General features: G+C 62.0%; 22 protein-coding genes, 1 tRNA gene, 1 pseudogene and 1 riboswitch. Of the genes and pseudogenes, 20 read left to right on the top strand and 4 right to left on the bottom strand.

Annotation, left to right across the window (positions count from 1 at the left end):
• Positions 1-2 precede the first annotated feature (2 nt).
• The 4 genes and pseudogenes from gatA (at position 3) to tpx (ending at position 4,661) form a co-directional block, all read left to right on the top strand.
• A pseudogene (gatA, locus tag CAY35_RS06545) lies at positions 3-1,552 on the top strand (Asp-tRNA(Asn)/Glu-tRNA(Gln) amidotransferase subunit GatA).
• Positions 1,553-1,554: 2 nt separating this feature from the next.
• Entirely contained in the window at positions 1,555-3,048 is a 1,494-nt protein-coding gene (gene gatB / locus CAY35_RS06540) for an Asp-tRNA(Asn)/Glu-tRNA(Gln) amidotransferase subunit GatB (RefSeq protein ID WP_109303847.1), read from the top strand.
• A 151-nt stretch (positions 3,049-3,199) separates the two neighbouring features.
• Positions 3,200-4,093 carry a ribokinase gene (locus CAY35_RS06535; RefSeq protein WP_109303846.1) on the top strand — a complete coding sequence of 298 codons (894 nt, stop codon included), beginning with the start codon at positions 3,200-3,202 and terminating at the stop codon, positions 4,091-4,093.
• A gap of 73 nt (positions 4,094-4,166) precedes the next feature.
• Positions 4,167-4,661, top strand: a complete 495-nt coding sequence (tpx, locus tag CAY35_RS06530) for a thiol peroxidase (protein ID WP_109303845.1) — start codon at positions 4,167-4,169, stop codon at positions 4,659-4,661.
• Positions 4,662-4,968: 307 nt separating this feature from the next.
• Here the strand turns inward: tpx and CAY35_RS06525 are convergent, their stop codons facing one another.
• Complete coding sequence (locus CAY35_RS06525; protein ID WP_109303844.1) at positions 4,969-5,847, bottom strand: phosphotransferase family protein; 879 nt, start codon at positions 5,845-5,847, stop codon at positions 4,969-4,971.
• 30 nt (positions 5,848-5,877) lie between these two features.
• Between CAY35_RS06525 and CAY35_RS06520 the strand changes: the two genes are divergently transcribed.
• On the top strand, positions 5,878-6,717 hold the full coding sequence (locus CAY35_RS06520; RefSeq protein ID WP_109303843.1) for a CPBP family intramembrane glutamic endopeptidase: 840 nt from the start codon (positions 5,878-5,880) through the stop codon (positions 6,715-6,717).
• Between the two features lie 39 nt (positions 6,718-6,756).
• On the opposite strand, the gene CAY35_RS06515 is transcribed toward CAY35_RS06520, so the two are convergent.
• Complete coding sequence (locus CAY35_RS06515; protein ID WP_109303842.1) at positions 6,757-7,398, bottom strand: VOC family protein; 642 nt, start codon at positions 7,396-7,398, stop codon at positions 6,757-6,759.
• Between the two features lie 201 nt (positions 7,399-7,599).
• A riboswitch (SAM riboswitch) is annotated at positions 7,600-7,715 on the top strand.
• A 104-nt stretch (positions 7,716-7,819) separates the two neighbouring features.
• Between CAY35_RS06515 and CAY35_RS06510 the strand changes: the two genes are divergently transcribed.
• The 3 genes from CAY35_RS06510 to CAY35_RS06500 all read left to right on the top strand — a co-directional run bounded on the left by CAY35_RS06510 (position 7,820) and on the right by CAY35_RS06500 (position 11,131).
• The gene (locus CAY35_RS06510; protein WP_109303841.1) at positions 7,820-9,151 is read left to right on the top strand and encodes an O-acetylhomoserine aminocarboxypropyltransferase/cysteine synthase family protein; all 1,332 of its coding nucleotides are present in this window, start codon (positions 7,820-7,822) and stop codon (positions 9,149-9,151) included.
• Positions 9,152-9,235: 84 nt separating this feature from the next.
• Positions 9,236-10,426, top strand: a complete 1,191-nt coding sequence (metX, locus tag CAY35_RS06505) for a homoserine O-acetyltransferase MetX (RefSeq protein ID WP_109303840.1) — start codon at positions 9,236-9,238, stop codon at positions 10,424-10,426.
• Between the two features lie 30 nt (positions 10,427-10,456).
• Entirely contained in the window at positions 10,457-11,131 is a 675-nt protein-coding gene (locus CAY35_RS06500) for an alpha/beta hydrolase (protein ID WP_109303839.1), read from the top strand.
• 18 nt (positions 11,132-11,149) lie between these two features.
• Here CAY35_RS06500 and CAY35_RS06495 read toward each other — a convergent pair whose 3' ends face one another.
• Positions 11,150-11,389, bottom strand: a complete 240-nt coding sequence (locus CAY35_RS06495; protein ID WP_109303838.1) for an RNA-binding S4 domain-containing protein — start codon at positions 11,387-11,389, stop codon at positions 11,150-11,152.
• A 154-nt stretch (positions 11,390-11,543) separates the two neighbouring features.
• Here CAY35_RS06495 and CAY35_RS06490 point away from each other — a divergent pair, with 154 nt between their 5' ends.
• The 12 genes from CAY35_RS06490 (at position 11,544) to CAY35_RS06435 (ending at position 24,481) form a co-directional block, all read left to right on the top strand.
• Positions 11,544-12,932 carry a glycine--tRNA ligase gene (locus CAY35_RS06490; protein ID WP_109303837.1) on the top strand — a complete coding sequence of 463 codons (1,389 nt, stop codon included), beginning with the start codon at positions 11,544-11,546 and terminating at the stop codon, positions 12,930-12,932.
• On the top strand, positions 12,929-13,867 hold the full coding sequence (locus CAY35_RS06485; RefSeq protein WP_109303836.1) for a GNAT family N-acetyltransferase: 939 nt from the start codon (positions 12,929-12,931) through the stop codon (positions 13,865-13,867). Before CAY35_RS06490 ends, CAY35_RS06485 begins: the two co-directional genes overlap by 4 nt.
• Complete coding sequence (locus CAY35_RS06480; protein WP_109303835.1) at positions 13,860-15,230, top strand: YibE/F family protein; 1,371 nt, start codon at positions 13,860-13,862, stop codon at positions 15,228-15,230. Before CAY35_RS06485 ends, CAY35_RS06480 begins: the two co-directional genes overlap by 8 nt.
• On the top strand, positions 15,227-16,432 hold the full coding sequence (dusB, locus tag CAY35_RS06475; RefSeq protein ID WP_375231761.1) for a tRNA dihydrouridine synthase DusB: 1,206 nt from the start codon (positions 15,227-15,229) through the stop codon (positions 16,430-16,432). The genes CAY35_RS06480 and dusB overlap by 4 nt, the downstream gene beginning before the upstream one ends.
• Position 16,433: 1 nt before the next feature.
• Positions 16,434-17,924 carry a deoxyguanosinetriphosphate triphosphohydrolase gene (locus CAY35_RS06470; RefSeq protein WP_375231763.1) on the top strand — a complete coding sequence of 497 codons (1,491 nt, stop codon included), beginning with the start codon at positions 16,434-16,436 and terminating at the stop codon, positions 17,922-17,924.
• Between the two features lie 9 nt (positions 17,925-17,933).
• Positions 17,934-19,859 (top strand): DNA primase, encoded by a 1,926-nt coding sequence (gene dnaG / locus CAY35_RS06465; protein WP_109303833.1) that lies wholly within the window; start codon positions 17,934-17,936, stop codon positions 19,857-19,859.
• A 129-nt stretch (positions 19,860-19,988) separates the two neighbouring features.
• Positions 19,989-20,060 (top strand) — tRNA-Asn (locus tag CAY35_RS06460).
• Positions 20,061-20,162: 102 nt separating this feature from the next.
• On the top strand, positions 20,163-21,248 hold the full coding sequence (locus tag CAY35_RS06455; RefSeq protein ID WP_109303832.1) for a glycosyltransferase family 4 protein: 1,086 nt from the start codon (positions 20,163-20,165) through the stop codon (positions 21,246-21,248).
• Between the two features lie 145 nt (positions 21,249-21,393).
• Complete coding sequence (locus CAY35_RS06450; RefSeq protein WP_109303831.1) at positions 21,394-22,236, top strand: phage holin family protein; 843 nt, start codon at positions 21,394-21,396, stop codon at positions 22,234-22,236.
• Between the two features lie 122 nt (positions 22,237-22,358).
• Entirely contained in the window at positions 22,359-22,745 is a 387-nt protein-coding gene (locus CAY35_RS06445; protein WP_109303830.1) for a DMT family transporter, read from the top strand.
• On the top strand, positions 22,679-23,248 hold the full coding sequence (locus tag CAY35_RS06440; protein WP_109303829.1) for a hypothetical protein: 570 nt from the start codon (positions 22,679-22,681) through the stop codon (positions 23,246-23,248). The genes CAY35_RS06445 and CAY35_RS06440 overlap by 67 nt, the downstream gene beginning before the upstream one ends.
• 48 nt (positions 23,249-23,296) lie before the next feature.
• A complete protein-coding gene (locus CAY35_RS06435) occupies positions 23,297-24,481 on the top strand; it encodes a glycosyltransferase (RefSeq protein WP_109303828.1) in 1,185 nt (394 codons plus the stop codon).
• Positions 24,482-24,626: 145 nt separating this feature from the next.
• On the opposite strand, the gene hutH is transcribed toward CAY35_RS06435, so the two are convergent.
• Positions 24,627-26,141, bottom strand: a complete 1,515-nt coding sequence (hutH, locus tag CAY35_RS06430; RefSeq protein ID WP_258265675.1) for a histidine ammonia-lyase — start codon at positions 26,139-26,141, stop codon at positions 24,627-24,629.
• Between the last annotated feature and the right edge of the window lie 40 nt (positions 26,142-26,181).

Raw genomic sequence — 26,181 nt, 5'->3', positions numbered from 1 at the left:
CCATGGCAGAGATCTACGAACTTTCCGCATCCGAACTCGCCGCAAAACTGCGTGCACGCGAGATCACCAGCGAAGAAGCCGTCAAAGCCCACCTCGACCGCATCGAAAAGCTCGACGGCGTCGTCAACGCATACCTGCACGTCAACGCTGACGAAGCGCTCGAAGTAGCGCGCGAAGTCGACCAGATCCGCGCAGCAGGCGGGGCAGAAGCAGAAGCCCTCCACCCGCTCGCCGGCGTGCCCATCGCGATCAAGGACCTCATCGTCACCAAGGGTCAGCCGACCACCGCAGCATCCCGCATGCTTGAAGGCTGGATGAGCCCCTACGACGCGACCGTGATCGCCAAGATCCGCGAAGCCAAGTTGCCGATGCTCGGCAAGACCAACCTCGACGAATTCGCGATGGGTTCCTCAACCGAATACTCCGCGTTCGGTGTCACCCGTAACCCGTGGGACCTCGACCGCATCCCAGGTGGTTCCGGCGGCGGTTCCGCGGCAGCAGTCGCCGGCCACCTCGCGCCACTCGCACTCGGAACCGATACCGGCGGATCGATCCGTCAGCCATCCGCTGTAACCGGCACCGTCGGCGTCAAGCAACCTACGGCGCGGTCTCCCGCTACGGCGCGATCGCGATGGCATCCTCGCTCGACCAGATCGGCCCCGTAGCACGCACAGTGTGGGATGCAGCCGCACTGCAAGAGCTCATCGGCGGCCACGACCCGAAGGACTCAACCTCGCTCGAAGGCAGCTCCGAAGGCCTCATCAAGGCAGCTGAAGAAGGCGCGGCCGGCGACCTCACCGGCGTCAAGGTCGGCGTGATCTCGCAGCTGCGCGGCGGCGAAGGCTTTGAAGACGGCGTGACCGCATCCTTCGAAGAAACCCTCAAGACCCTCGAAGCGCGCGGCGCTGAGATCGTCGAAGTTGACTGCCCGAACTTCACCTACGCGGTCGGCGCGTACTACCTCATCATGCCGTCCGAGGTTTCCTCTAACCTCGCTAAGTACGACGGTGTTCGCTTCGGTCTGCGCGTACTCCCAGAGGACGGCCCAGTCACGATCGAACGCGTCATGGGTGCATCCCGCGCGGCCGGCTTCGGCGACGAAGTTAAGCGCCGCATCATGCTCGGAACCTACGCGCTGTCCGCAGGCTACTACGACGCCTACTACGGTTCGGCACAGAAGATCCGCACGCTCATCCAGCGTGACTTCGCGGCCGCATTCGAGAAGGTTGACGTGCTCGTGACCCCAACGGCTCCGACCGTCGCGTTCAAGATCGGCGAAAAGATCGACAACCCGGTTGCAATGTACCTCAACGACATCGCAACCATCCCAGCGAACCTCGCAGGGATCCCAGGTATCTCGATCCCATCCGGGCTCTCCGAAGGCCTCCCAGTAGGCGTTCAATTCCTCGTGCCAGCGCACGAGGACGCCCGCATGTACCGCATCGCTGCAGCCGCTGAGGCCGCACTCGAAGAAAGCTACGGCGGCCCGCTTCTGACCCAGGCACCAAACCTGGACGAAGCAGTCGCAGCCCGCGTTCAGGAGGCTAACTAAACATGACAGAGATTGTTGATTTCGACGAAGCCCTGACGCGCTACGAGCCAGTCCTAGGCTTCGAGGTACACGTCGAGCTGAACACCAAGACCAAGATGTTCTCCTCGGCACCCAACGAATTCGGTGACGACCCGAACACCAACGTCAACGAAGTCGACCTCGGCCTGCCAGGTGTGCTTCCCGTCGTGAACAAAGCAGGCGTCGAATACGCGATCCTGCTCGGCTTGGCGCTCAACTGCAACATCGCAGAATACTGCCGCTTTGCCCGCAAAAACTACTTCTACCCGGACACCCCGAAGAACTTCCAGACCTCGCAGTACGACGAGCCGATCGCATACGACGGCTACCTCGACATCGAGCTGGACTCCGGGAAGGTCTACCGCGTCGAAATCGAACGCGCACACATGGAAGAAGACGCCGGCAAGCTGACCCACGTCGGCGGCTCCTCGGGCCGAATCCAGGGCGCATCGAGCTCGCTCGTCGACTACAACCGTGCAGGTGTCCCGCTCGTCGAGATCGTGACCCGCCCTATCACGGGTGCCGGTGCGGACGCCCCAGAGCTTGCGCGCAAGTACGTTGAAGCGATCCGCGACATCGTCAAGGCGCTCGACATCTCGGATGCCCGCATGGAACGCGGTAACGTCCGCTGCGACGCGAACGTATCGCTCATGCCGATCGGTTCCGAAAAGTTCGGTATCCGCTCCGAAACTAAGAACGTCAACTCGCTGCGCTCCGTCGAACGTGCCGTTCGTTACGAGATTTCCCGCCACGCGGGCATCCTCGACGCCGGCGAGACCGTGGTTCAGGAAACCCGCCACTGGCACGAAGACACCCGTACTACGTCGTCGGGTCGTCCGAAGTCCGACGCCGACGACTACCGCTACTTCCCAGAGCCAGACCTCGTGCCGATCGTCACCACCGCCGACCAGGTTGCCGAACTGCGTGAACGCCTTCCAGAGCTGCCAGCCGCGAAGCGTTCCCGTCTCAAGGCTGCGTGGGGCTTCTCTGACGAAGAGTTCCGCGACATCGTCAACGCCGGCCTCATCGACACGATCGAAGAGACCGAGAAGGCTGGCGCGGACGCATCCGCTGCACGCAAGTGGTGGATGGGCGAGATCTCTCGCATCGCGAACGAAGCAGACAAAGACGTCACCGAGGTCGGGATCACCCCGGCGCACGTCGTCGAGATCGAGAAGCTCATCGGCGAGAAGAAGATCAACAACAAGATCGCCCGCCAGGTGCTGACCCACGTCGCAGACGGCGAAGGCACACCGGGCGAGATCGTCGAGAAACGCGGCCTTGCAGTTGTGTCCGACGACGGCGCGCTGACCGAAGCCGTGGAGCAGGCGATGGCCGATAACCCGGACGTGGTCGAAAAGATCAAGGCCGGCAACCAGAAGGTCATTGGCGCCCTCATGGGACCGATCATGAAGGCGACCCGCGGCCAGGCTGACCCAGGTCGAGTCCGCGAGATCATCCTCGAGAAGATCAACTAACCTCACCTGGTCCCCGTCACAACCCAACACGTGACGGGGACCAGCGGTTAACCCACCCGACGCCGCCGCTGTCGTCGAGATCCACCCCAGCAGGCGCACCAGTGCAGCAGGCGCAGCACCCAATCAGGCCCATCACCCAAGGAGAACGTGCATGAGCAAGCCAACCGTCACCGTCGTGGGGTCCACCAACCTGGACATCACCGCAACCGTGCACCGCCTCCCTGGGCCAGGCGAAACCCTCCTCGGACGCACGCTCGTGCACTCACCAGGCGGTAAAGGCGGAAACCAGGCGCTCGCAGCATCCCGCGCAGGCGCCAACGTCCGGTTCATCACGGCAGTCGGAAGCGACGAAGCCGCACGCGAAGCTCACGAGCTACTCGCCGCGGACGGCGTTGACCTCGAACACGTCCTCGTACGCGAAGACGAACCAACCGGGACCGCGATCATCACCGTCGACCACGGCGCAGAGAACACGATCATCGTGATCGCCGGCGCCAACCAACACCTCGACGCCGGCGCAGTCCAAGCGCGTGCCACCGCGATCGAAGGCGTCGTCGTGCTTCAGGGCGAAATCCCCGTCACCGGAATCCAAGCGGCCTTCGCGGCAGCAAAAGACCGGGTCGTATTCAACCTCGCGCCCGTCATCGAGGTGCCAGCGGACCTGATCCTGCGAGCAGACCCGCTCGTCGTCAACGAACACGAAGGCGCAGGCGCCCTCACGATGCTCGGCGGAAACCCAGACGGCCTGAGCGACGAAGAGATCGTGCACGCGCTCAAAGCTGCAGGGGTGCGCTCGGTTGTCATGACGCTCGGAGCCAACGGCTCCCACGTCATCGACAATCAGGGCGAACACAAGATCCCGGCCCACACCGTAACTCCCGTCGACACGACCGGCGCCGGTGACGCCTACGTGGGCGCGCTCGCCGCGCGGCTTGCGGCAGGGGACAGCCTCGCCGACGCCGCCGCGTACGCAACCCGCTACGCCGCCGACACCGTGACCCGCGCAGGAGCGCAAGCCTCCTACGGTGTTCTGCCCGTACGCTAAAACTGTCAGGTAGCGGTTAAGCCTGAGGCCAAACCCCTGACGCGAACCAGGTCAGATCTGAAAGGATAGACGCATGGCTACTATCGAGTTCCAAGGTAAGACCCTCAACACCGTTGGCGACCTCCCTGCAGTGGGCCAGGCCGCTCCAGAGTTCACCACCGTCAACACCGACCTCGAAGACGTAACTCTCAAGGACTACGCCGGCAAGCGCGTTGTCCTGAACGTCTTCCCATCCATCGACACCGGCGTGTGCGCCCAGTCCGTGCGCGAATTCAACAAGCGTGCAGCAGGCCTCGACAACACCGTCGTTGTCACCGTGTCGATGGACCTCCCGTTCGCACTCGGCCGGTTCTGCGGAGCTGAAGGCATCGACAACGTCGTCGCAACCTCCGCGTTCCGCTCGAGCTTCGGCGAAGACTACGGAATCAAGTTCGCAGACGGCCCAATGAAGGGCCTCATGGCTCGCGGCGTCATCGTCATCGACACCGACGGCAGCGTGCTGTACTCCTCCCTGACCCCAAGCGTGGGTGAGGAACCAGCCTACGACGAGATCCTCAACGTCCTCTAAACCACACACGTGCTGGCGCCCGGGGTCACAAACCCCGGGCGCCTCGCGCATCCAAACAACCCTCGCTCAACAACCGGGGCTAAACAACCCGAGCAACATAACCCGGGCAACACTGTTCCGCGCGGTCATCGTGGCTTAGCTGCTGTTCTTCGTCCCGAACCCCAACCTCATCATCGGCATCACGATCGTACTGATGATCGCGGCTTGGTGGGCCGTCGTAGCGTTCTGGCCCATCGAGCCGCCTAAGAAGCCGGGCGTACGAACCTACCGCTCGCAGTAACCGAGCTGCGTTGGCGCCTGCGCGGCTTTAGCACAGCAGTTCGAAGCACGTGCCCGCAGCCTGCCCGGCCCACACGATGCGCGGCTGCGTCTTCCTCAAGAGCCGCCCCCACGTCTTGACCCCGCCGCGTAACGCGGCGTCGGCAACACGCGTCAACGCGAACGCCCCATTCCACACGTGAGCCCGCGCCGCGAAAAACTCATCCGGCGCCGCCTCATCGATGACATCCTGGCCGTGCCACAGCGATAAATGCGCGAGGTTGATCGCAGGGTCCCAACGCGAAGCCTTATCCCAATCCAGAACCCCCACCAGTTCTCCGTCACGCCAATGCATGTTCCTGCCGGCTAGATCCCCATGCACCAAACCCTGTGGCACAGCGGAACCCGCTGCATCCTCAATCTCGTGCACGGCAGCCAACACGGAGGCCGCACTTTCACGCACATCGGGTTCCAACGCATCGATCGCGGCATCCGAGCGGGCCTGCGTCCACTCCGGCTCGGCATCCCACGGGGCACCCACCAAGGCCTCATACGCGTCGTGAGTGATCGCCATCAGGTCGGCAACGATTCGGCCCAACACAGCCGGGTCACCTTCACGCAGCGGGTGCGCGGCTCCTGGGATGAAACTTTGGATGATCCCTCCAGCCGCATCGACGGGGGAGCGGGACTCAGGAACGAGCCAGGGAACATGCGGGGCAAGCGCGTCTACCAAAGCGGCCTGGTGTGGCTGCGCGAGGGCTTCCTCACGCGTTCGCGCCATCCGAAACACAACCTCAGGAACCGGATCACCTGGGATCAGAACTACGTTCGACTTACCCGATTCCTCAACCTGGCCGGAAACCCAATCGGCATCAGGGTACAAAGCAGCGGCGCGTTCGATTTCCTCACGGAGTGGTTCCCTGGCCATGCCTCCAGCCTACCGAGCATAATCGGATGCATGAGTTCCCGACCCTCACACTCGAACACCGGGCATGACCAAGTCGCGCCGGCGCAGGCTGTTCCGTCGCACACTGCTCCTTCGACGGCAGTTCCGTCGCGCGCGGTTTTGGGGTGGGAGATCGCTATTGTTTTGGCGCTGTCGCTCGGCAAGTCCGGCGTCTACGCCCTCATCGACCTGCTCGACACGATCACGCGAGGCCCTATTTCATCCGGTACCGCGGCGCTCAACACGTCAACGGGGACCCGCCCGTGGATCGATCTGCTGTATCAGCTTGCGGGGATTTTCTTTGCGCTCGCGCCGGTCGCCCTCGTGATCTATCTGGTGTCGCGCTGGCCGGGCAACAAGCCGTTGCGTAGGTGGGGCATTGACGCCCGACGATGGGGTACGGACGCCGCTGTAGGCGTCGGCTTTTTCGTGCTGATCGGTGTGGGAACGCTCGGCGTGTACGCGGCGGGCCGCGCGTTGGGCATCACGACCGCGATCACCACATCGGGCCTACCAGATGCGTGGTGGAGCATTCCAGTGCTGCTGCTGGCGGCGCTCAAGAACGGTTTGCTCGAAGAGATCGTGGTGCTCGCGTACCTGCATGAGCGGCTCGCGACACTCAAGTGGGGCCCTGCAGCCATCATCGTTTTCTGCGCTGTGGTGCGCGGCTCGTATCACCTGTATCAGGGCATCGGGCCGTTCATCGGCAACGTAGCGATGGGCGTGATCTTTGGGATTTATTACCTACGGAAGCGCCGCATTATGCCGCTGATATGGGCGCACTTTTTGCTCGATGCGGTAGCTTTCGTGGGCTACCCGCTGTTGGCCGCCTGGTTCGGTTACGGTAGCTAGAGCGCGGCGGCTAGGCGCCGCCGAACCCAGTGGCTCGCGCTAGATCGTGACGAGGCCCTTAGGGGTTTTCAGCGTGACCGACTGCAGGCCCGGCATCCCGGAGGGGGCCGTGTAGTTGAACACGACGTTGCCCTTGAAGTCTTCGCCCGGGTGGCCGAGCCATTCGTCGATGCGCTCGCGGTTGCCGGAGATCGTAAGTTCTACGATTTCGCCGTGTGGTTCTTCAGCCATGGACGGATGCAGGTCCTCGAAGCCTTCATCCCAGCGCAGGAAGTAAGGTAACTGTGGGTCTGCGATGAGCCCGTTGATGCCGATTTGCCGCCAGGTGAGTTCGCGGCCGTCCGGGAACTTGCGGGAGCCTGGGACGGCGCCGCGCTGGAGCCGTTCTTCGATCGGAGTCATGTCGTCGACGGAAACGACCCATCCCATCCAGCCGCCGCCCATCTCGGAGCGCTCACGCACAGCTTTGCCGAACGGCTGCTGTAGCGTGGCCGGGTGGTCGAGTACTTCTACAACTTCGAGGTACTGGTGGTTGCGGAGTGGGAAGAACACGTTGCGTGTTCCGAAGCGTGGGTGCACGCCTCCTTTGACGTATCGGAGCCCGAGCTGCTCGGCGATACGGTCAGCAGTAGTCGTCAGGCCTTCTGGCCCGCATGCGTAAGAAACGTGATCGAGCTTCATGCGTTAAATCTGGCACTGTGTGAGCTACATCTCTACTTAGGCTTACCTAAGTTGCGATTATCTGTGCGCTGGTTTATGTGACTTAGAAGGGTCTGCAGACCTTCGTGAAAGGTCGTGAAACAAACGCCGATGCGCGGCTCAGTTCATATTGTGAACACCACCTGGCTTCGTGGTTCAGGCGTGCTGTACGCTAAATGACAAGGTCATGAGTGCCAGTGCAAAACCCCGGTTTGCTGGCCGGCAACCCTCCGTCCGCGGCGGGGTGCCCCGGGTGAGGACCTGGCCACACGGGAATGCCGCTGTGGCAAGCGCGGGCTATGCCCGCCCGTCATCGGGTGGACGTAACTTCTCCTCTTCGAGCGCTTTCGCCGTCCGGCACTCGCGGGCAAGCCCCTCACAGTGAGCAAGGGGTGCTCTTTTAATGTCGCAGCAGAAGTTTGAAACTCGTCAGATTCACGCCGGCCAGACGCCAGACCCGGTCACAGGTTCGCAGGCTCTGCCGATCCACTTGACCAACGCGTACGTCTTCCCGGACACCGAAGCGGCGGCGAACCGTTTCGCGTTGAGTGAGCTCGGTCCGATCTACACGCGCCTCAACAACCCAACCACCGAGGTCATCGAAAACCGCCTCGCAAGCCTTGAAGGCGGCGTCGGCGCGCTGTTCGTCGCATCCGGCATGGCAGCAACGAGCTACGCGATCCTCAACGTCGCGGAAGCAGGCGACCACATCGTCGCCTCCCCGTCCCTCTATGGCGGAACGCAGAACCTCTTCAAGCACACGCTGCCTAAGCTCGGCGTTGAGGTCACCTTCGTAGAGGACCCAGACGATCTCGACGCATGGCGCCGCGCGATCAAGCCGAATACCAAAGCGTTCTTCGGCGAAACCATCGGCAACCCGCGTCAAGATGTGTTCGACATCGAAAACATCGCCGCGATCGCCCACGATGAAGCCGGCGTTCCGCTCATCATCGACAACACGCTGGCAACCCCGTACTCGCTGCGGCCTATCGAATGGGGTGCCGACGTCGTCGTCCACTCCGCAACCAAGTACCTCGGCGGCCACGGAACCGTGATGGGCGGCGTGATCGTCGACTCCGGCAACTTCGACTACACCAAGCATCCGGAACGCTTCCCGGGCTTCAACCAGCCGGATGAGTCCTACCACGGCATCGTCTACGGCCGCGACATGGGTGTCGGTTCGCCTCTGGGCGCGAACCTCTCCTACATCCTCAAGATCCGCGTGCAGCTGCTGCGTGACACGGGAGCGGCGATCTCCCCGATGAACTCGTTCCTGATCGCTCAGGGCCTCGAGACGCTGTCGCTACGCGTTGAGCGCCACATCGAAAACGCGCAGAAGGTCGCTGAATGGCTCGAAGCCCGCGACGACGTCTCCGCGACCATCTACGCGGGCCTGAAGTCCTGCCCGTGGTACGAGCGCGGCCGCCACTACGCACCGAACGGAGTGGGTGCGATCGTCTCGTTTGAAATCAAGGACGCAGAGGAAGACGAAGAAGCCGCCCGCGCTTTCGTGGACGCGCTCGAACTGCACTCGCTCGTGGCCAACCTGGGTGACGTTCGCTCGCTCGTCGCGCACCCGTCCTCCACGACGCATTCGCAGTTGACCCCTGAAGAGAAGAAGGCCGCAGGCGTTGGGCCGGGCACGGTCCGACTCTCCGTGGGCCTCGAACACGTCGACGACATCATCGCTGACCTGCAGAAGGGTTTCGACGCATTCCACGCCGCCCGCGCATAACGCACGGGAAGCGCCACTTGCTGGCGCTCAGCAACGGAATCGTCAGGAACCCATCAAGCAAAAGTACTAAGCGAAGGCAGCGTCATGACGTTGGATGTACGAGAGCACTTGCAGCACAACGCCCCGGAGAACGGCGTGAAGATCCTTTCCCTGGGGCCGCTGGATCTGGAGACGGGCGGGCACTTGCCGCAGACCCATATCGCGTATGAGGTTTTCGGCGAGCTCAACGCGGACCGCAGCAACGCCGTCCTGGTTTTGCACGCCCTGACCGGGGACACTCACGCCGCGGACGGCGGGCCAGCCAACGATGCGGTTGCCGGCACGCAAGCCGACGGTGCGGCATCCAGCACCGCGGCTGCGCCGGAGCAGGGTTGGTGGCGCGATGTCGTGGGCCCGGGTAAGCCCGTGGACACCAACACGTATTGCGCGGTGGTTCCTGCGGCACTCGGCGGATGCTCCGGGACGATCGGCCCCGCATCGCTGGCCGAGGACGGCCAGCCGTATGGCTCGCGCTTCCCGTTCGTGACGATCCGCGACATGGCCGCACTGGAGTTCCGGCTCATGCAGGCGCTCAACATCGATGCGTGGCATGCCGTTGTGGGCGGCTCGATGGGTGGTGCCCGCGCGCTCGAGTGGGCCGCGAGCTATCCGGAGCACGTCAAGCGATGCGCCGTGATCGCGGCGACCGCGGAGTCCTCGGCTGAGCAGATCGCTTTCGCCCAGATCCAGACTCAAGCGATCCGCCTTGATCCTGAATTCCACGACGGTGACTATTACGGTCACGGCAACGGAACCGGCCCACAGCGCGGTCTGGGTATCGCGCGCCGTCTTGCGCACGTTTCCTACCGTTCCGCTGCCGAGCTCGACCATCGCTTTGGGCGCTCGCCGCAAGGCGAGGAGCTGCCGCTGGGCTCTGCTGGCCGCGATGAGCGCGGCCGGTACGCCGTCGAGTCCTATCTTGATCACCAGGCGCACAAGCTCGTCAAGCGCTTCGATGCGAACGCATACCTCACGCTCACGGAGGCTCTCATGAGCCACGATGTGGGGCGCGGCCGCGGGGGAGTCGAGTCGGCTCTCGGTGCCCTAGGCGGCATCGAATTCTTCATCGCCGCAGTCGACACGGACCGCCTGTACTACCCGCAGGAGTCGCAACGGATCGCGGACGCGCTCCCGGGCGATGTTGAGGTTCATGTGGTCTCAACGCCGGTAGGGCACGACGGTTTCTTGACGGACGGGCATCAGCTGGACGCGCCGTTCCGCGAATTTCTTGCGTGAGTGCCGCCCGTCGCGTGGCAGGATGGTGTTATGAGCGAAAAGTGGGAACCGTTTGTTGTTGAGCATGTGCCTGAGGGCGTAAATGAGTCTGCGCCGCTCTTGGTTTTCTTGCATGGTTTCGGCGCGGATGAACGCGACCTGTTGCCGATTGCGAGCATGCTTCCGGAGCAGTTCATTGTGATGTCGGTGCGCGCGCCGCTTGAACTGGGCTTCGGTGGTTACGCGTGGTTCCCGCTCTCTAGCCAGGATTTGGAGTTCAACTCGGCTGATTACAGCCAGGTCGTTGAGGACCTGACCGAGTGGGTTGCTGAACGCAAGAAACAGCACGAATCGGTCACGTTGGTGGGCTTCTCACAGGGCATGGCGATGGCGACCTCGGTTGCGCGCCGCGATCCGTCCGCTGTCGATGCGTTGGTGGGCTTGTCTGGCTTCACGCTGGAGCAGTTCGCCGACGATGCGGGTGAGGACTTCTTCAAGGATGAAGAGTTGGCCTCGCGTGAAGAAAAGTTGCCGATGTTCTGGGGACGCGATCCGGAAGATCCGGTGATCCCGGACCGGTTCATTGAGCCGACCAACACGTGGGCGCGCGCGAACACGGACCTCACGAAGCTCAACTACCAAGGGGTCGGTCACGGCGTCGGCCAGACCGAGATCCGGCACATCGGCGAGTTCTTGACCGCCAAAGTGCTGGGTGCCCAGGTGTAGGTCGCTGTCCCAGCGGCGCTAGAAGTCTTCGTCTTCGCGGGCGACACGCAACGTCATGTCGTGGAAGCCGACCACGTCGTCGAAATCTAGTTGCCGGCCACGGCGGGTCTCGACTTCGCCGTTGACGGTTGCGGCGCCGTCGGCGATCTCTTCGCGGGCCTGCACGCCGTCCTCAACCACGTTCGCCAGCTTCAAAAACTGGCCCAAACGAATACCTGCGGTGCGAACGGGTACGTCAATGATGTCTGCTGAGCTCATGTCTCAAGGGTCTCACGATGCAGGGTCTCGCGAGCACAGCGAACTACGCACGCCTTCAATAACGCGCCAAAAATCTACGTAACCGTTAGGATTGACGTCAGACTAGAACGGACCGCAGCCGGCGGCCCGTGACAACCGATGGAGTTCTATCAACATGGCAGCAGCGTCCAAGCTGGACAAGGTCATTTCACTCGCTAAGCGGCGTGGGTTCGTTTTCCAGGCAGGTGAAATTTACGGCGGTTCGCGTTCTGCATGGGACTACGGTCCGCTGGGTGTTGAGCTCAAGGAAAACATCAAGCGCCAGTGGTGGAACACGTTCGTGCGTTCCCGTTCGGACATGGTGGGCCTGGACTCCTCGATCATCATCCCTACCCCGATCTGGCAGGCGTCCGGCCACGTTGAGACGTTCACGGACCCGCTCGTCGAGTGCCTTTCGTGCCATCGCCGCCACCGTGAAGACCACCTCCTTGAGGCGTACGAGGCTAAGAAGGGCCGCATGCCGGAAGAGGGCATGGCTGGGATCGTGTGCCCTGACTGTGGCAACCGCGGCCAGTGGACTGAGCCACAGCAGTTCTCGGGCCTCATGAAGACCTACCTCGGCGCCGTCGACGATGAGTCCGGCCTGCACTACCTGCGCCCGGAGACCGCGCAGGGTATCTTCGTGAACTTCCTCAACGTCGTGAACTCGGCGCGCCGCAAGCCGCCGTTCGGCATCGGCCAGATCGGTAAGGCGTTCCGCAACGAGATTACCCCAGGTAACTTCATCTTCCGCACGCGCGAGTTCGAGCAGATGGAGATCGAGTACTTCACCCCGCCTGAGCAGGCGTCTGAACTGTTCGATGAGTGGGTTGAGGACTGCTGGAACTGGTTCGTTGACCTCGGTGTTGACCCGGATAACCTGCGCAAGCTCGATGTCCCTGAGGACGAACGCGCCCACTACTCGGATCGCACGATCGACCTCGAATACCGTTTCGGTTTCCAGGGTTCGGAGTGGGGCGAGCTCATGGGTATCGCTAACCGCACCGATTACGACCTCAAACAGCACATCGAACACTCCAAGACTGACTTGTCGTACTTCGATCAGGCGAAGGGCGAGCGCTACGTTCCGTACGTTGTTGAGCCTTCGTTCGGCCTGACTCGTTCGATGATGGCGTTCCTTGTGGACGCGTACCACGAGGACGAGGCACCGAACACGAAGGGCGGTACCGACGTCCGCACCGTGCTCAAGCTTGACCGTCGCCTGGCTCCGGTCAAGGCCGCTGTTTTGCCGCTGTCCCGCAACGAGAAGCTGTCCCCGCTGGCTCGCGAGTTGGCCCAGAAGCTCGGCGCACAGTGGAACGTTGACTTCGACGACGCGGGCGCGATCGGTCGTCGTTACCGCCGCCAGGATGAGATCGGTACGCCGTTCTGCATCACGGTTGACTTCGATTCGCTTGAAGACAACGCCGTCACGGTGCGTGAGCGTGACACGATGCAACAGGAGCGCGTCGCGATCGATGAGCTTCCTGCGTACCTTGCAACCCAGCTGATGGGAGCTGTATGAGTGTGGCTGAACTTGAGGGCCTGACGTTCCGCCCGTGGGCGGAAGGCGACGACCTGCGTCTGTTGGAAGTGTGGGGTGGCCCCCGCACACCGCAGGCGCATGAAGACCGAGCCATGTTGCGGCCCTCGAGTGATGAGCCGTTCGCTCGTTGCATTGTCGCCGAGTTGGATGATGTTCCTATCGCGGCGGGCGTTGTGTACTCCTCGAGCCTGCATCCGCAACGGTACTGGTTCTATGTTGAGGTCGCTTCGGGCGAGCGTCGGCAGGGGATCGGGCACCAGTTGCTCGCGCTTTTGAAGGCTGAGCTGCCGGAGGGCGCGCAGCTGAAGGCGCGTTATACGGCGGCTGCCGCGGGTGAGAACCCAGATGCCGATGGTGCGGCTGGCTTCCTCGCGGCCGAGGGCTTTGGCCTGATCAACAAGTCGATGCTTGTGGTCGTTGAGCCGTCTGCGTTGCCTTTGCCTGAGTTCGCTGAGGACGGGCTGGTGCTTGAGGAAGCGGCGACGGGCTCTGTTGAGTTGTCCACGTTGGTCGCCGAGTTCTATAACGCGACGCATGCATGGGATCCGTCGACGATGACGGTGGGACTTACTCAGACGATGCTGTTGGGTCCGCACACGGGTGCCAAGGGTGCCGTTGTGGTTCGTGACCGCGCGATGGGCGAGGACGCTCCGATCCTCGCGTTCGCGGTTTCGTATGAGCCAGCACGCCCGGACGCTCCGACCGAGGTTTTGCTGGGGTGGAACCCTGAGCTGGATGAGGATCGCGCAGCGCAGGCTTGCCGGGATTTGCTGGCGATGTTGGTGCATCAGTTCCCTGTTCAGCTCGAGGTTGATACCGCGATGGTTCCGCTGGGCCGTGTGATTGACGAGCTGGGCCCGAAGGGTTTGGCCACTATCGTCACGACGACCAACATTGTTGCGACGGATGCGTAAGGATCTTTTCCGCCGCAGCGCTGATGACCGCTGCTCTGCAGGGCACGGTGCACACGGTGCCCATGAGCACGGTGTTCATGAACCTCATGGGCACAGCCATGATGCTCCGATCGCTAACCCGCGGTTGCGTCGTCGTGCCACGATCGTTCTGACGGCCATCCTCATCCCGCTTGCCCTGCTCACGATCGCGGGGCTTGTGTGGTTGTGGCCGAGCGACTCGGATCGCCCTCATTCGTTGGGGCAACCGTATTCGGCTGCGCCGGGCGTCAGCATTCTGACGTTGCCGGTGGACAAAGTGGATTCGGACGGCAGTTGTGCCGCTTCGGATTCGCATGCCGGGGACGTGGAAATCGAGTCGGACGAGACCTGTAGCGTCCCGTACGTCACGGATCCGGAGACGGAACAGTTGGTTCCGATGCAGATCCCGCCTGAAGTGGAGAACCACAATCCTCCAGAGGTTGGGGACAAGATCCGCGTCATGCTGATCAGTGCTTCCGTGGGTGGGGAAGACATCGGCCCGGATGCGGCGCCGACCGCTACGTTCATCGATTACAACCGCGATTTTCCGGTCGCGTTGCTCTCGATCGTGTACGCACTGCTCGTGATTGTGGTCGCTGGCTGGCGTGGCTTCCGCGCTCTGATTGGGCTCGCGTTTTCGTTTGTGATTTTCGGCTGGTTCATGTTCCCTGCGTTGCTGGCAGGTAAGCCTGCGCTGTGGGTTGGGTTGGTCGGCGCGATCGCGATCATGTTCGTTGTCTTGTACTTTGCCCATGGACTTACGGCACGCACCACGACAGCGTTGCTGGGCACCATCGTCGGGCTTTTTGTGACCGCGGGCATCGCGGTGTGGGCCACCGACAGCGCATCGCTGCTGGGACTGGGCGAGGATTCGACGTACACGCTCAACCAGGTCGCGCCGAATGTTTCGCTTTCGGGCATCGTGTTGTGTGGCCTGTTCATCGCGGGTCTTGGTGTGCTCAACGACGTGACGATCACGCAGGCTTCCGCGGTGTGGGAGCTCGCTGATGCTAAGCCGGACGCGTCGGCGCGCGAACTGTTCAGGTCTGCGATGCGCATCGGGCGCGACCACATCGCCTCGACGGTGTACACGATTGTGTTCGCGTACGCGGGTGGGGCGATCGCGACGTTGCTTTTGATGAGCATGTACGACTATTCGATGCTGAAGTTCCTCACGACGGGTGAGCTCGCTGAAGAGGTCGTGCGCACGTTGGTTGCCTCGATTGGTTTGGTCATCGCGATTCCGGTGACGACGCTGATCGGTGTGATCGTGGTCAAGGCCTCGATGCAGGGCGCCGGTTCGCATGGCACGCCGGCCGCGGAGCATGGCACCATGGAATCGTGACTATTGCAAGCCCTATCGCCCCGTTGAGCACCGGTGAGACTGATCATCCGGTCAAGCTCACGCTGCCTGAATTACGTCTGCGTGACCTCAGGTTCGCTTCGCCTGTGGTGCTTTCGCCGATGGCGGGAATCACGAACTCGGCGTTCCGACGTTTGTGCGCCGAATACGGCGATGGGTTGTTTGTATGCGAGATGGTGACTTCGCGCGCTCTGGTTGAGCGTACGCGGGAGTCGATGCGGATCATCAAGCATCACCCGGATGAGCGGATCCGCTCGGTTCAGCTCTACGGCGTGGAACCGAATACGGTACGTGCGGCGGTGCGAATGCTCGTCGAAGAGGGGCGCGCGGACCACATCGACCTCAACTTCGGTTGCCCGGCTCCTAAGGTCACGCGCAAGGGCGGCGGTTCCGCGTTGCCGTGGAAGATCGACCTTTTTGAACGTCTGCTGGCCGGCGCTGTTGAGGAGGCGCATGCGGGTAACGTGCCGTTGACGGTCAAGGTCCGCAAGGGCATCGATGACGATCACTTGACGTATATCGAGACCGGCAAGATGGCTCGCGACCTGGGTGTTGACGCGATCGCGTTGCATGCCCGGACGATGAATCAGCATTATTCTGGCCGCGCGGATTGGGAGGCGCTCGCTCGTTTCCGCGAGGCGCTTCCAGACATTCCGGTGATCGGCAACGGCGATATTTTCAGCGCCGAAGATGCGGTGGACATGGTTGAACAGACCGGTGTTGACGGCGTCCAGATCGGTCGAGGCGTTCAGGGTAAGCCGTGGCTTTTCGGAGATCTTGAGGCCGCGTTGAACGGTTCGCCTGTGCGTTACCGGCCAACTTTGGGCGATGTTGCTGGCGTGTTCCGCCGCCATGCTGAGCTGCTCATCGAGCATTTCGAGGACGAGTTCCGCGGCTTGCAGGATCTGCGCAAGCATGTGGCCTGGTACTTCAAGGGCTATGAGGTCGGAGGCGAGGTCCGTTCGGGGCTCGCGAAGGTTTCGGCGCTCGATGAGCTGGATGAGTTGCTCTCGAAGCTCGACTGGGATGCCCCGTACCCGGGCAAGGCGGCGGAGGGTTCGCGTGGCCGTGCCGGTAGCCCTAAGCGACCGCATCTGCCGCAGAACTGGCTGGAGTCGCGCTACTTGAATGACGAGCATCAGGCCATGATTTCCCACGCCGAATTGGATATCTCCGGTGGGTGATGTGAATTTGAAGCATCCGCGGTATCACGTGGGCGTTGCCGGTGAAGCCCTGGCGTCCATCGCCGGCTACGAGACCCACGACATGGAGCGCTGGGTTCCTGAACCGCCTAAGAAGGCGTATCGTTCCGCGTTTGAGCGTGACCGCGCCCGCGTTCTGCACTCCTCAGCGCTGCGCCGGTTGGGCGCTAAAACCCAGGTGGTCGCGCCGTTTTCGGATGACTTTGTGCGCACCAGGCTGACGCATTCGCTTGAGGTCGCGCAGGTGGGCCGCGAACTCGGCGCGGCGCTGGGTTGCGACCCCAACGTCGTGGATACCGCGTGCCTTTCGCATGACTTGGGGCATCCGCCGTTTGGACATAACGGTGAGAAGGTTTTGGATCAGCTCGCCGATGAGTGCGGCGGCTTTGAAGGCAATGCGCAGACGCTGCGTTTGCTGACTCGGCTCGAGACGAAGACGTTCCGTGCGAACGGGGCTTCTGCCGGTTTGAATCTGACGCGTGCGACGTTGGATGCGACGATCAAATATCCGTGGACGCGGGAGGAGGCTCCGCTGACGCGTGAGGGCCGCCCGACCCGCAAGTTCGGCGTGTATGCGGACGATGAGCCGGTGTACCGCTGGGTTCGCGATGGTCGTGAGGATTCTGCGACTCCGTTGGAGACTCAGGTCATGGATTTGGCGGATGACGTCGCGTATTCGGTGCACGATGTGGAAGATGCGGTGAACGCGCATCGTTTCCAGTTGCGCTGGGTTCAGGAGAAGGCACGTCGTGCCCGGGTTATCGATTACACGCAGCGCTGGTACCTGCCGGACACGCCTGAGGATGAGATCGACGCGGCGCTGAAGCGGCTCGAGCGTGCCGAGGAATGGGTTCCGGTGGTCGATGGTGGCCGCCGTTCGCTGGCTGCGTTGAAGGATATGACGAGCCAGTTCATCGGCCGGTTCTGTTCCGCTGCGCTCAGGGCGACGCAGGAGCGCTACGGTACGGATCCGTTGACGCGGTACGCCGCGAATCTTGTGGTTCCGCGTGAGACTGAGGTTGAGATCGCGGTCATGAAGGGTATGGCAACGGCATACGTCATGACGGTCGATGAGCGCCAGCCGATCTATGACCGCCAGGGCGAGGTCTTGAGCGAGCTCGTTGAGTTGTTGCTGAAGACGGAGGGGGAATACCTCGAGCCGATTTTCCGTGAGGACTATGTCATGGCGGTCGACGACGCGGCGCGGGTGCGCGCTGTGATCGATCAGGTTGCATCGCTCACGGATTCCTCGGCACTCGAGTGGTATTTCACATTGGTGCGTGGCGGCCAGTTCCCGCCTGCGGTGGGGTCGCATGATTTCTTTGTCCCGGTTTCGACGCCTGACAAGAAAGCACCTGGCAAGAAGTCGCCTTTTGGGAGCTCGCGTGGCACCGCACCTAATGCGGAGCCACCTATTGGAGGGTCACCTAATGGGCAGGCACTTGATGGGGAGTCACCTAATGGGCAGGCCTAGAGTGGTGGCATGGCTGGGTTGATTAGGCGTGCGGACATCGATGAGGTCCGGGAACGCACGGATATCAAGGAGATCGTCGAGGAGTACGTTTCTCTCAAGTCCGCTGGTATTGGCTCGTATAAAGGCTTGTGTCCGTTCCATGATGAGCGGACCCCGTCGTTTCATGTGCGCCCGCAGATGGGTTCGTACCACTGCTTTGGTTGTGGTGAATCTGGCGACGTCATCGCGTTCTTGATGCAGATGAATTCGACGTCGTTCGCGGAGACCGTCGAATACCTTGCGGGACGTGTGGGTGTCACCCTGCATTATGAGGACGGCGGTTCTGGCCCGACCAAGGAGCAGGTGGGCCGTCGTCAACGGCTTTTGGATGCTCACAAGGTTGCTGAGGAGTTTTTCCGTAAGCAGCTACAGACCCCTGAGGCGCAGACGGCGCGCGAAGAACTGACGAGCCGCGGGTTCACCGCTGAACATGCCGAGCAGTTCGGTGTCGGTTATGCGCCGCAGGGCTGGGACAACTTGTTGCGCTTCTTGCGCAACAACGGGTTCACGGAGGACGAGCTCAAAGAAACCGGGATGTTCTCGGAGGGCCAGCGCGGTATTTATGACCGCTTCCGTGGGCGTTTGATCTGGCCTATCCGCGATCTCACTGGTGCAACGATCGGATTCGGTGCCCGCAAGCTGTATGGGGACGATCAGGGGCCTAAGTACCTGAACACTCCGGAGACCGCGATCTATAAGAAGTCGCAGGTTCTGTACGGCGTGGATCTGGCGCGCCGCGAGATCGCTAAGAAGAAGCAGCTCGTGGTGGTTGAGGGCTACACAGACGTCATGGCGTGCCACCTGGCGGGGATCACTACCGCGGTCGCAACATGCGGTACCGCGTTCGGTGCCGACCACATCAAGGTTGCGCGGCGCTTGCTTTCGGACTTCGGATCCGGGGGCGAGGTCATCTTCACGTTCGATGGCGACGAAGCTGGTCAGAAGGCCGCGTTGCGTGCGTTTCGTGAGGATCAGCGCTTTGTCGCGCAGACATTTATTGCGGTGGGTCCGGACGGCATGGATCCGTGCGATGTGCGTCAGAAGCGCGGGGATGAAGCGTTGCGTGACGTGTTGAATCACAAGACGCCGTTGTTTGAGTTCGCGCTCAAGGCCGAATTGAAGCAACACAATCTGGAAACGGTCGAGGGTCGGGTTGCGGCGATGCGTGCTGCGGCGCCGATCATCGCGTCGATGCGGGATTCCGCGATGCGCCCGGCGTATATCCGCGAGGTAGCTGGCTGGCTCGGTATGGAGGTCGGGGAAGTCCGGCGCGCCGTCGCTCAGTCCGGCCGGGGAGGTCAGCCCGGACGCGCTGGTCAGTATGGTCAGGGCCAGTATGGCCAAGGCCAGGGTGCTGGCCGCTCGTCGGCGAACGCTCCGGTGCATGGTTTTTCGGGTGAAGCCGCGGGGCCGGTGATTCCTGCCGGCGTAAACCTGACGGATCCTGCAACCAAGATCGAGTGGGATGCGCTCGAGGTTGTGATTCAGAATCCGCATCTGATTGATGCCGATGCGTGGGCGCAGTTCTTTGAGACGCAGTTCCTGACGCCGGCGCACGCCGCGATCAAGGACGCGATTGTTGTTGCCGCGACCATGCAGGTTTCGACTGCGGTGTGGGTTGAGACGATTCGTGAGCAGGTCCCGGAACCTTTGGCTGCGTTGGTTTCGCAGATGGCTGTTGCTCCTTTGCCAGCCTCGAACGAGGATGAACTGCGCCGTTATTGCAAGGGGATCGTGAACCGTTTGCTCGCGATGCAGATCAACCGGCAGAAAGCTGATTACGCGGCCGAGCTGCAACGTGTGGGCTCGGATGACCCTGAGCGGGTTGAGCAGTTGCATCGGAAGCTTATGGAGCTTGAGATGCAGCGGCGCCGCTATCAATCAGAAGCGTTGTGAAGTTTCAAAAGGGCGCTGTGACCGTGCAGTACCAGGCGAATTCACCGCGAAAGATGACCTTCGCCACAACAGAAAGCATCCGTTTTGCCATCCAGGTAAACGCCTGGTAGAGTCTTCTTCTGTTGTCGATCCCTCGTAGCTCAACGGCAGAGCACTCGACTGTTAATCGAGCGGTTACTGGTTCGAATCCAGTCGGGGGAGCTGATGCAAAAGCTCCGGAACTAAAATGGTTCCGGAGCTTTTTCTTTTTGAGTTGCTTTTTCGGGATCGCTTTCCGGCGTTGGCTTGCGGAGGAGTGGGTTCGTGCACTTGGTTGTTGATGCGCGGTATACGCGCACCGATCATCACGACGGTATTTCACGTTTCACGGCGTCCCTGATCGAGGCGTTGGCGCCGCACCATGATGTGCGGATGCTGATTTCTGATGAGGCTCAGTTGCCGATGTTGCCGGCGGTTCCGTACGTCAAGATCAATTCGCCGACCTCCCCGCTGGAGCCGTTGACGGCGTTGCGGGTCAACCGCTTGCGCCCGGATGTTGTGTTCAGCCCGATGCAGACGATGGGTTCGCTGGGGCGTCGGTTCCCGCTCGTGCTGACGTTGCATGACTTGATTTATTATCAGCACCCTACTCCGCCGGGTTTCTTGCCGGCTCCGGTGCGGTTGTTGTGGCGGCTGTTCCATAAGGCGTATTGGCCGCAGCGGTTTCTGCTGAACCGCGCCGATGTTGTGGCTACGGTTTCGGGGACGACCCGCTCGCTCATGCGTGAACACCGCCTTACAAAGAGACCTATCCGCATCGTTTCTAATGCCTCGGCCCCGTTGGGTGAGCCGCGGGATGCGGCCGAGGGGGCCGCGAATGAGCTCGTGTACATGGGTTCGTTCATGGAGTATAAGAACGTCGAGACTCTGATCCGGAGCATGGCGCATCTGCCGGGGTACACGCTGCGCCTGCTGTCCAAGATCCGGCCGGACCGCCGTCGTGAGCTTGAGGCTCTGATCCCGGATGGTGCCTCGGTTGTTTTCCACGATGGTGTGAGCGAGGAGGAGTACGCGCGGCTGCTGCGGCGTGCGCGCGCTTCTGTCACGCTATCGAAGGCTGAAGGCTTCGGCATTCCGTTGGTCGAGGCGATGGGCCTGGGCACTCCAGTGGTGTGTGCGGACACCCCGATTTTCCGTGAGATCGGCGGGGATGCCGCGCTGTTTGTCGACGCGGAAGACGACGCGGGCTTCGCGTCCGCTGTTCGCTCGCTTGAGGATGCGGATGAGTTCGCGGCGCGCAGTTCCGTGAGCAGGGAACGTGCCGCTGAATACTCGTGGGAGCGTTCCGCTCAAGCTTTGTGGAAGGCGTGCGAGGAAGCGTACGAGCTGTACCACGCGAACGGGCGGTAGCCCCGTGCGGTGTGAGTTGATGCTCAGCTGTGTGGAAGCTGGGATCTGAAACTCATGTTTCTGAGTAAACGGTGATAGTTTTGTTCTAGAAACCACAAGCGATTCGCACCCGGTTTGTTCCGAGTGTGCTAGGAGACCGGATTTCATGACACAGCAGGAGCAGTTGCCTCAACCGCAGAACCTGCGTCAGACCGCATCTGTGATGATGCGTTTGGCCCCTAAGCAGATTAATGACGAAGTTCAGCTGACGTTGCGTCAGCTTCAGTCCAAGGGTGTTTCCTTGGGTGTGGCTGTTGCGTTGCTCGCTGCTGGCCTGGGCCTTCTGGGCTTGCTGGTGATCGCTCTGGTTGTTGCCGCGATCGCTGGTTTGGCAACCGTGATGCCGCTGTGGTTGTCCGCGTTGCTCGTCGCTGCGTTGTTCCTGATTCTGGCCCTGATTTTCGTGGCCGTGGGCGCCACACGCGCTAAGAACGTCGTTCCTGAAGCGATTGAAATCCCGAAGAACGCCGTGACTCGCTTGCGTTATGACATGGGTGCGCTTTCGCAAGGTACTGCCTTCAGCATCGCTGAATACGAACAGAAGCAGAAGGAAAAGGCTGAAGAGAAGAAGCGCAAGAAGGATGCTTCCAAGAAGCAGACCAACCCGAACTCGCGCGAAGACCACTCGCAGACGTACCAGGAGAAGCCTTCTGAGGGCGAGCTGAAGCGTCGCTTGTCCCGCCGCCGTGAGCACTTGGCACACTTGCGTGACACCTTGGGCCGTCAGTCGGATGTCAAGGCTCGCGTGGGTTCGGTTGCTCAGCGCACCGGTCTGGTCAGCACGGGTAGCGACTCCTATGAGGCTAACCGCGCAGCTGGCGAGAAGGTCATGCCAATCCTTGGTGCCGCTGCCGGTATCGCTACCGCGTTGCTCGTGATCTTGGGCATCTCCAAGAAGCACAAGAAGAAGAAAGCCAAGAAGGCTACCAAGGCAGCGAAGCAGAACTAGACGAAGCTGACGCACATCTAGCGTGTAATCGAGTTCAGCTGGTATTCGAGTTTTGAACAATACATTGACGCGCTGGCAGGTCGGGAACACCGGCCTGCCAGCGCGCGTCTACGGTGCATAACATGGTCTGGATAGCTGTCACAGCGGCCTTTGTGTCGGCCGCGTTCCTGGCGCTGGGTACTCAGCGTCAGGCCGCTGCCGTGCGTAACGCACACGGCCGTGAGGTGAGCGGCAAGCAGATCGTCCAGATGCTCAAGAACCGGACGTGGCTTTTTGGTCTCGTCCTGATGATCACCGGCGTGATCCTCAACATCGTTGCGCTGTCCTTGGCACCGCTCACGGTCGTCCAGCCGCTCGGGGCTGTCGCGCTCGTTTTGACGACCATCATCACTCGTGGGACCGCAAGATACGCATCAACGGCGCAACGTGGAGGGCCATCGCGGTGTGCACCATCGGCGCGATCGGCTTCGTGCTCCTCGCGATCAAGGCGACCCACGAAACCTTCGTGACCGGTAATCAGCGGGTTATGATCATCATCCTGCTCGGCATCAGCGGCATCATCCTCGGCGTCCTCGCGCTCGTGCATCGCCGCCGCAAAGGCGGTGCGATCTTCTATATCGTCGGCGCGGGTATCCTTTTCGGTTTCACCGCTGTCCTGGTGCGCACCATCGCGGTGACGTTCCTGAATTGGGACCCGGAAGCTATCTGGTGGGAGCAGGTCCCTTGGGGCGCGATGGTCGCGATCGTGATCGTGGGCATCATGGGTCAATACTTCAACCAGCACGCGTACGCTTCCGGGCCGCCAGAGCTTGTGGTTGCGGGGCTTACGGTGATCGACCCGATGGTCGGCGTGCTGATCGGTGTCATCATCCTTGGCGAGCTAGCGCCAGGGCTTCCGTGGTACACGGCCTGCGGGATGATCGCCGCGGGAGTGATCGCGATCATCGGCGTGTTGCAACTTTCACGGCACCACCCCGATTCAGTGGCACCCGAACGCACCGAGGTTCGGTAGACTCTTGAAACTGTAACTATGACGTCGAGATAACTGGAGTATGCGTTGGTGACACAGGAAACGCCACTGCGAATCCTTATCGCTTGCGATACCTACCCGCCCGACGTCAACGGCGCGGCCGTGTTCTGCTACCGCTTGGCAACCAACCTGACCAAGCGCGGCCACGAAGTCCACATCCTCGCGGTACGTAACGACCGTGGCCCATCCTTCGTTGAGCATCGGCCAGAGGCTACCGTTCACCGCGTCACATCCCACAAGGCGCCGACGCACGAAACATACCGGCTTGTAACCCCGTACTCCGCGAACAAGGTTGCGGGGCGCGTCATGGACGAAATCAAGCCAGACGTCGTGCACATCCAGTGCCACTACATGATCGGACACGCCGCTCAGAAGCAAGCGACCAAGCGTGGCATCCGTTTGATCGCAACCAACCACTTCATTCCGGAGAACCTTGAACCGTTCCTCCCGTTCCCGCAGTGGTTCCTCAACATCGTTTCTCGCAACTCGTGGCGCGACATGGGCAAGATCATGGGTAAGGCCGCCGTGGTCACCACACCGACCCCGCTTGCAGCACGCGCGATGCGCGAGAACGCTGGCCTCACAGACGTCTTGCCTCTCTCGAACGGGATCAACTCCGCACACTATGAGATGCGCGAGAACGAAACGCTGCCGCAGCGCGACTACCAGACGGTGTTATTCGTTGGCCGCCTCGCGGTAGAGAAGAACATCGACGTCCTGCTGCGTGCGATCGCTCGTTTGAATCAGCATCCACGCCCGCACGTGCGGATTGTGGGCGAAGGCGAGCAACGGCCTAAGCTCGAGGCGCTCGCCGCTGAGCTGGGCATTGAGGACCGCGTGCACTTCCTCGGCTTTGTGGACGACGAAACCTTGCGCCAGGAATACCTGTGCGCCGACGTCTTCTGCCAACCGGGCACAGCGGAGCTCCAGTCGCTCGTGACGCTTGAAGCGCTTTCGGCTTCCCGCCCGGTGGTGCTCGCGAACGCGCTCGCACTGCCGCACCTCGTGGACGAGGGCGTCAACGGCCACCTGTTTACCCCGGGCGATGACCAGGACCTCGCGGAGAAGCTCGCAAGCATCCTCGATCTTTCGCCGGCTGAACGCAAGGCGATGGGGGAGGCTGGCCACCAGATGGCGCTCAAGCACGGCGAAGAGAAAACCATCAAGACGTTCGAGGCGCTCTATCGCGGCGCCGACGTCCACGATTACCTCTAAAGCTCACTACTGCCAGCTGAGCGGGGCTAGTTCAGTTGCAGCTCGCGCCTCACACTTCACACAACGATGCCGGGGTCACCTTCTGAGGTGACCCCGGCATCGTCATCTAGCCAGCGCTATTGTGCCTGCTGAGCGGTGTGCAGCGTTAGTCCTGCTCGCGGTGATTGCTCCACGGGTGTGCGGCAACGAACTGGACTGCGGCCTCGATATCTGGGGCGAGGAAACGGTCCGGTCCTGGGCCTGGGACGGTCTCGCGGAACGCTTCGAGGACCTCCGCCGTGGCTGGGGATGCCTTGAGCGGAGCGCGCAGGTCGATCGCGCGGGCCGCGGTCATGAGCTCGATAGCGAGCACACGACGCAGAGCATCAATCGAGGTGCGGAGCTTGCGGGCCGCGTGCCAGCCGAGTGATACGTGGTCTTCCTGCATCGCGGAGGACGGAATCGAGTCGACCGAGGCCGGGGAAGCGAGGCGCTTCATCTCCGCAACCAGGCCAGCCTGGGTGTACTGGGCGATCATGAAACCGGAATCCACGCCCGGATCATCCGCGAGGAACGGCGGGAGACCGAAGCTACGGGACTTATCGAGCATGCGGTCGCTACGGCGCTCCGAGATCGAAGCGAGGTCGGCGGCAGCGATCGCGAGGAAGTCCAGAACGTAAGCAACCGGCGCACCGTGGAAGTTACCGTTCGAAGTAACCGTGCCATCTTCCAGAACAACAGGGTTGTCGATCGCGGAAGCGAGCTCGCGCTCAGCAACCACCTCGGCGTGCGAGATCGTGTCGCGCACTGCACCGGCAACCTGCGGGTGGCAACGCAACGAGTATGCGTCCTGAACGCGGGAACCTTCGTTCATGACATCGGCGACGATCGGGGAGTCCTTGAGCCAGCGGTACACGTTGGCCGCCGAACGCGCCTGGCCCGGGTGCGGGCGGAGCGGCTCGTGGAGCTGAGGCGCGAACACGGTGTCACGACCACGCAAGCCCTGGATCGACAGCGCGGTGGTCAGGTCGGCAACATCGACGAGGTCACGCAGGTCATCCAGAGCCATGAGCAACATGCCGAGCATGCCGTCGGTTCCGTTGATGAGGGCCAGGCCCTCCTTCTCCGCAAGATCAAGCGGCTCAATGCCGGCCTCGGCAAGTAGCTCAGGAACAGGACGCTCAACGCCTTCAGCATCGCGGGCGCGGCCTTCGCCGAGCAGAACGATTGCGCAGTGGGCGAGCGGCGCGAGGTCGCCGGAGCAGCCCAGCGAACCGTATTCGTGAACAACCGGCGTGATGCCAGCGTTGAGCAGCTTCACGAGGTTCTCAAGCACCACGAAACGCACACCCGTGCGGCCAGTAGCGAGCGTGCGCGCCCGCAAGAACATCAGCGCGCGGATTACTTCCCTCTCAACCTCAGGCCCGGTTCCGGCGGCGTGGGAGCGGATCAGGCTCGACTGCAGCAGGGTGCGGCGTTCCTGGGGGATCGAGGTGTCAGCGAGCGCGCCGAAACCCGTGGACACGCCGTACACAGGGGTCGTGGATGCCGCGAGGTCCTCAACGTGCTGGCGCACTGCGTTGACGGTCTCGAAAACTTCCGGGCCCAGCTCAACCGTGGCTCCGTAGCGGGCGACCGCCACAACGTCCTCGGCGCTGACACCCTTCGGGTTCAACACCACGGTCGAACGTGCAGCGGAGTTTCCTGGATTCTGCGCTAGT

This window comes from Pseudoglutamicibacter cumminsii (assembly GCF_003143995.1).
GTDB classification, from domain to species: Bacteria; Actinomycetota; Actinomycetes; order Actinomycetales; family Micrococcaceae; genus Pseudoglutamicibacter; species Pseudoglutamicibacter cumminsii_B.
Note: the sequence above shows the minus strand (reverse complement) of the source record. Positions and strands in the feature narration are given on the sequence as shown.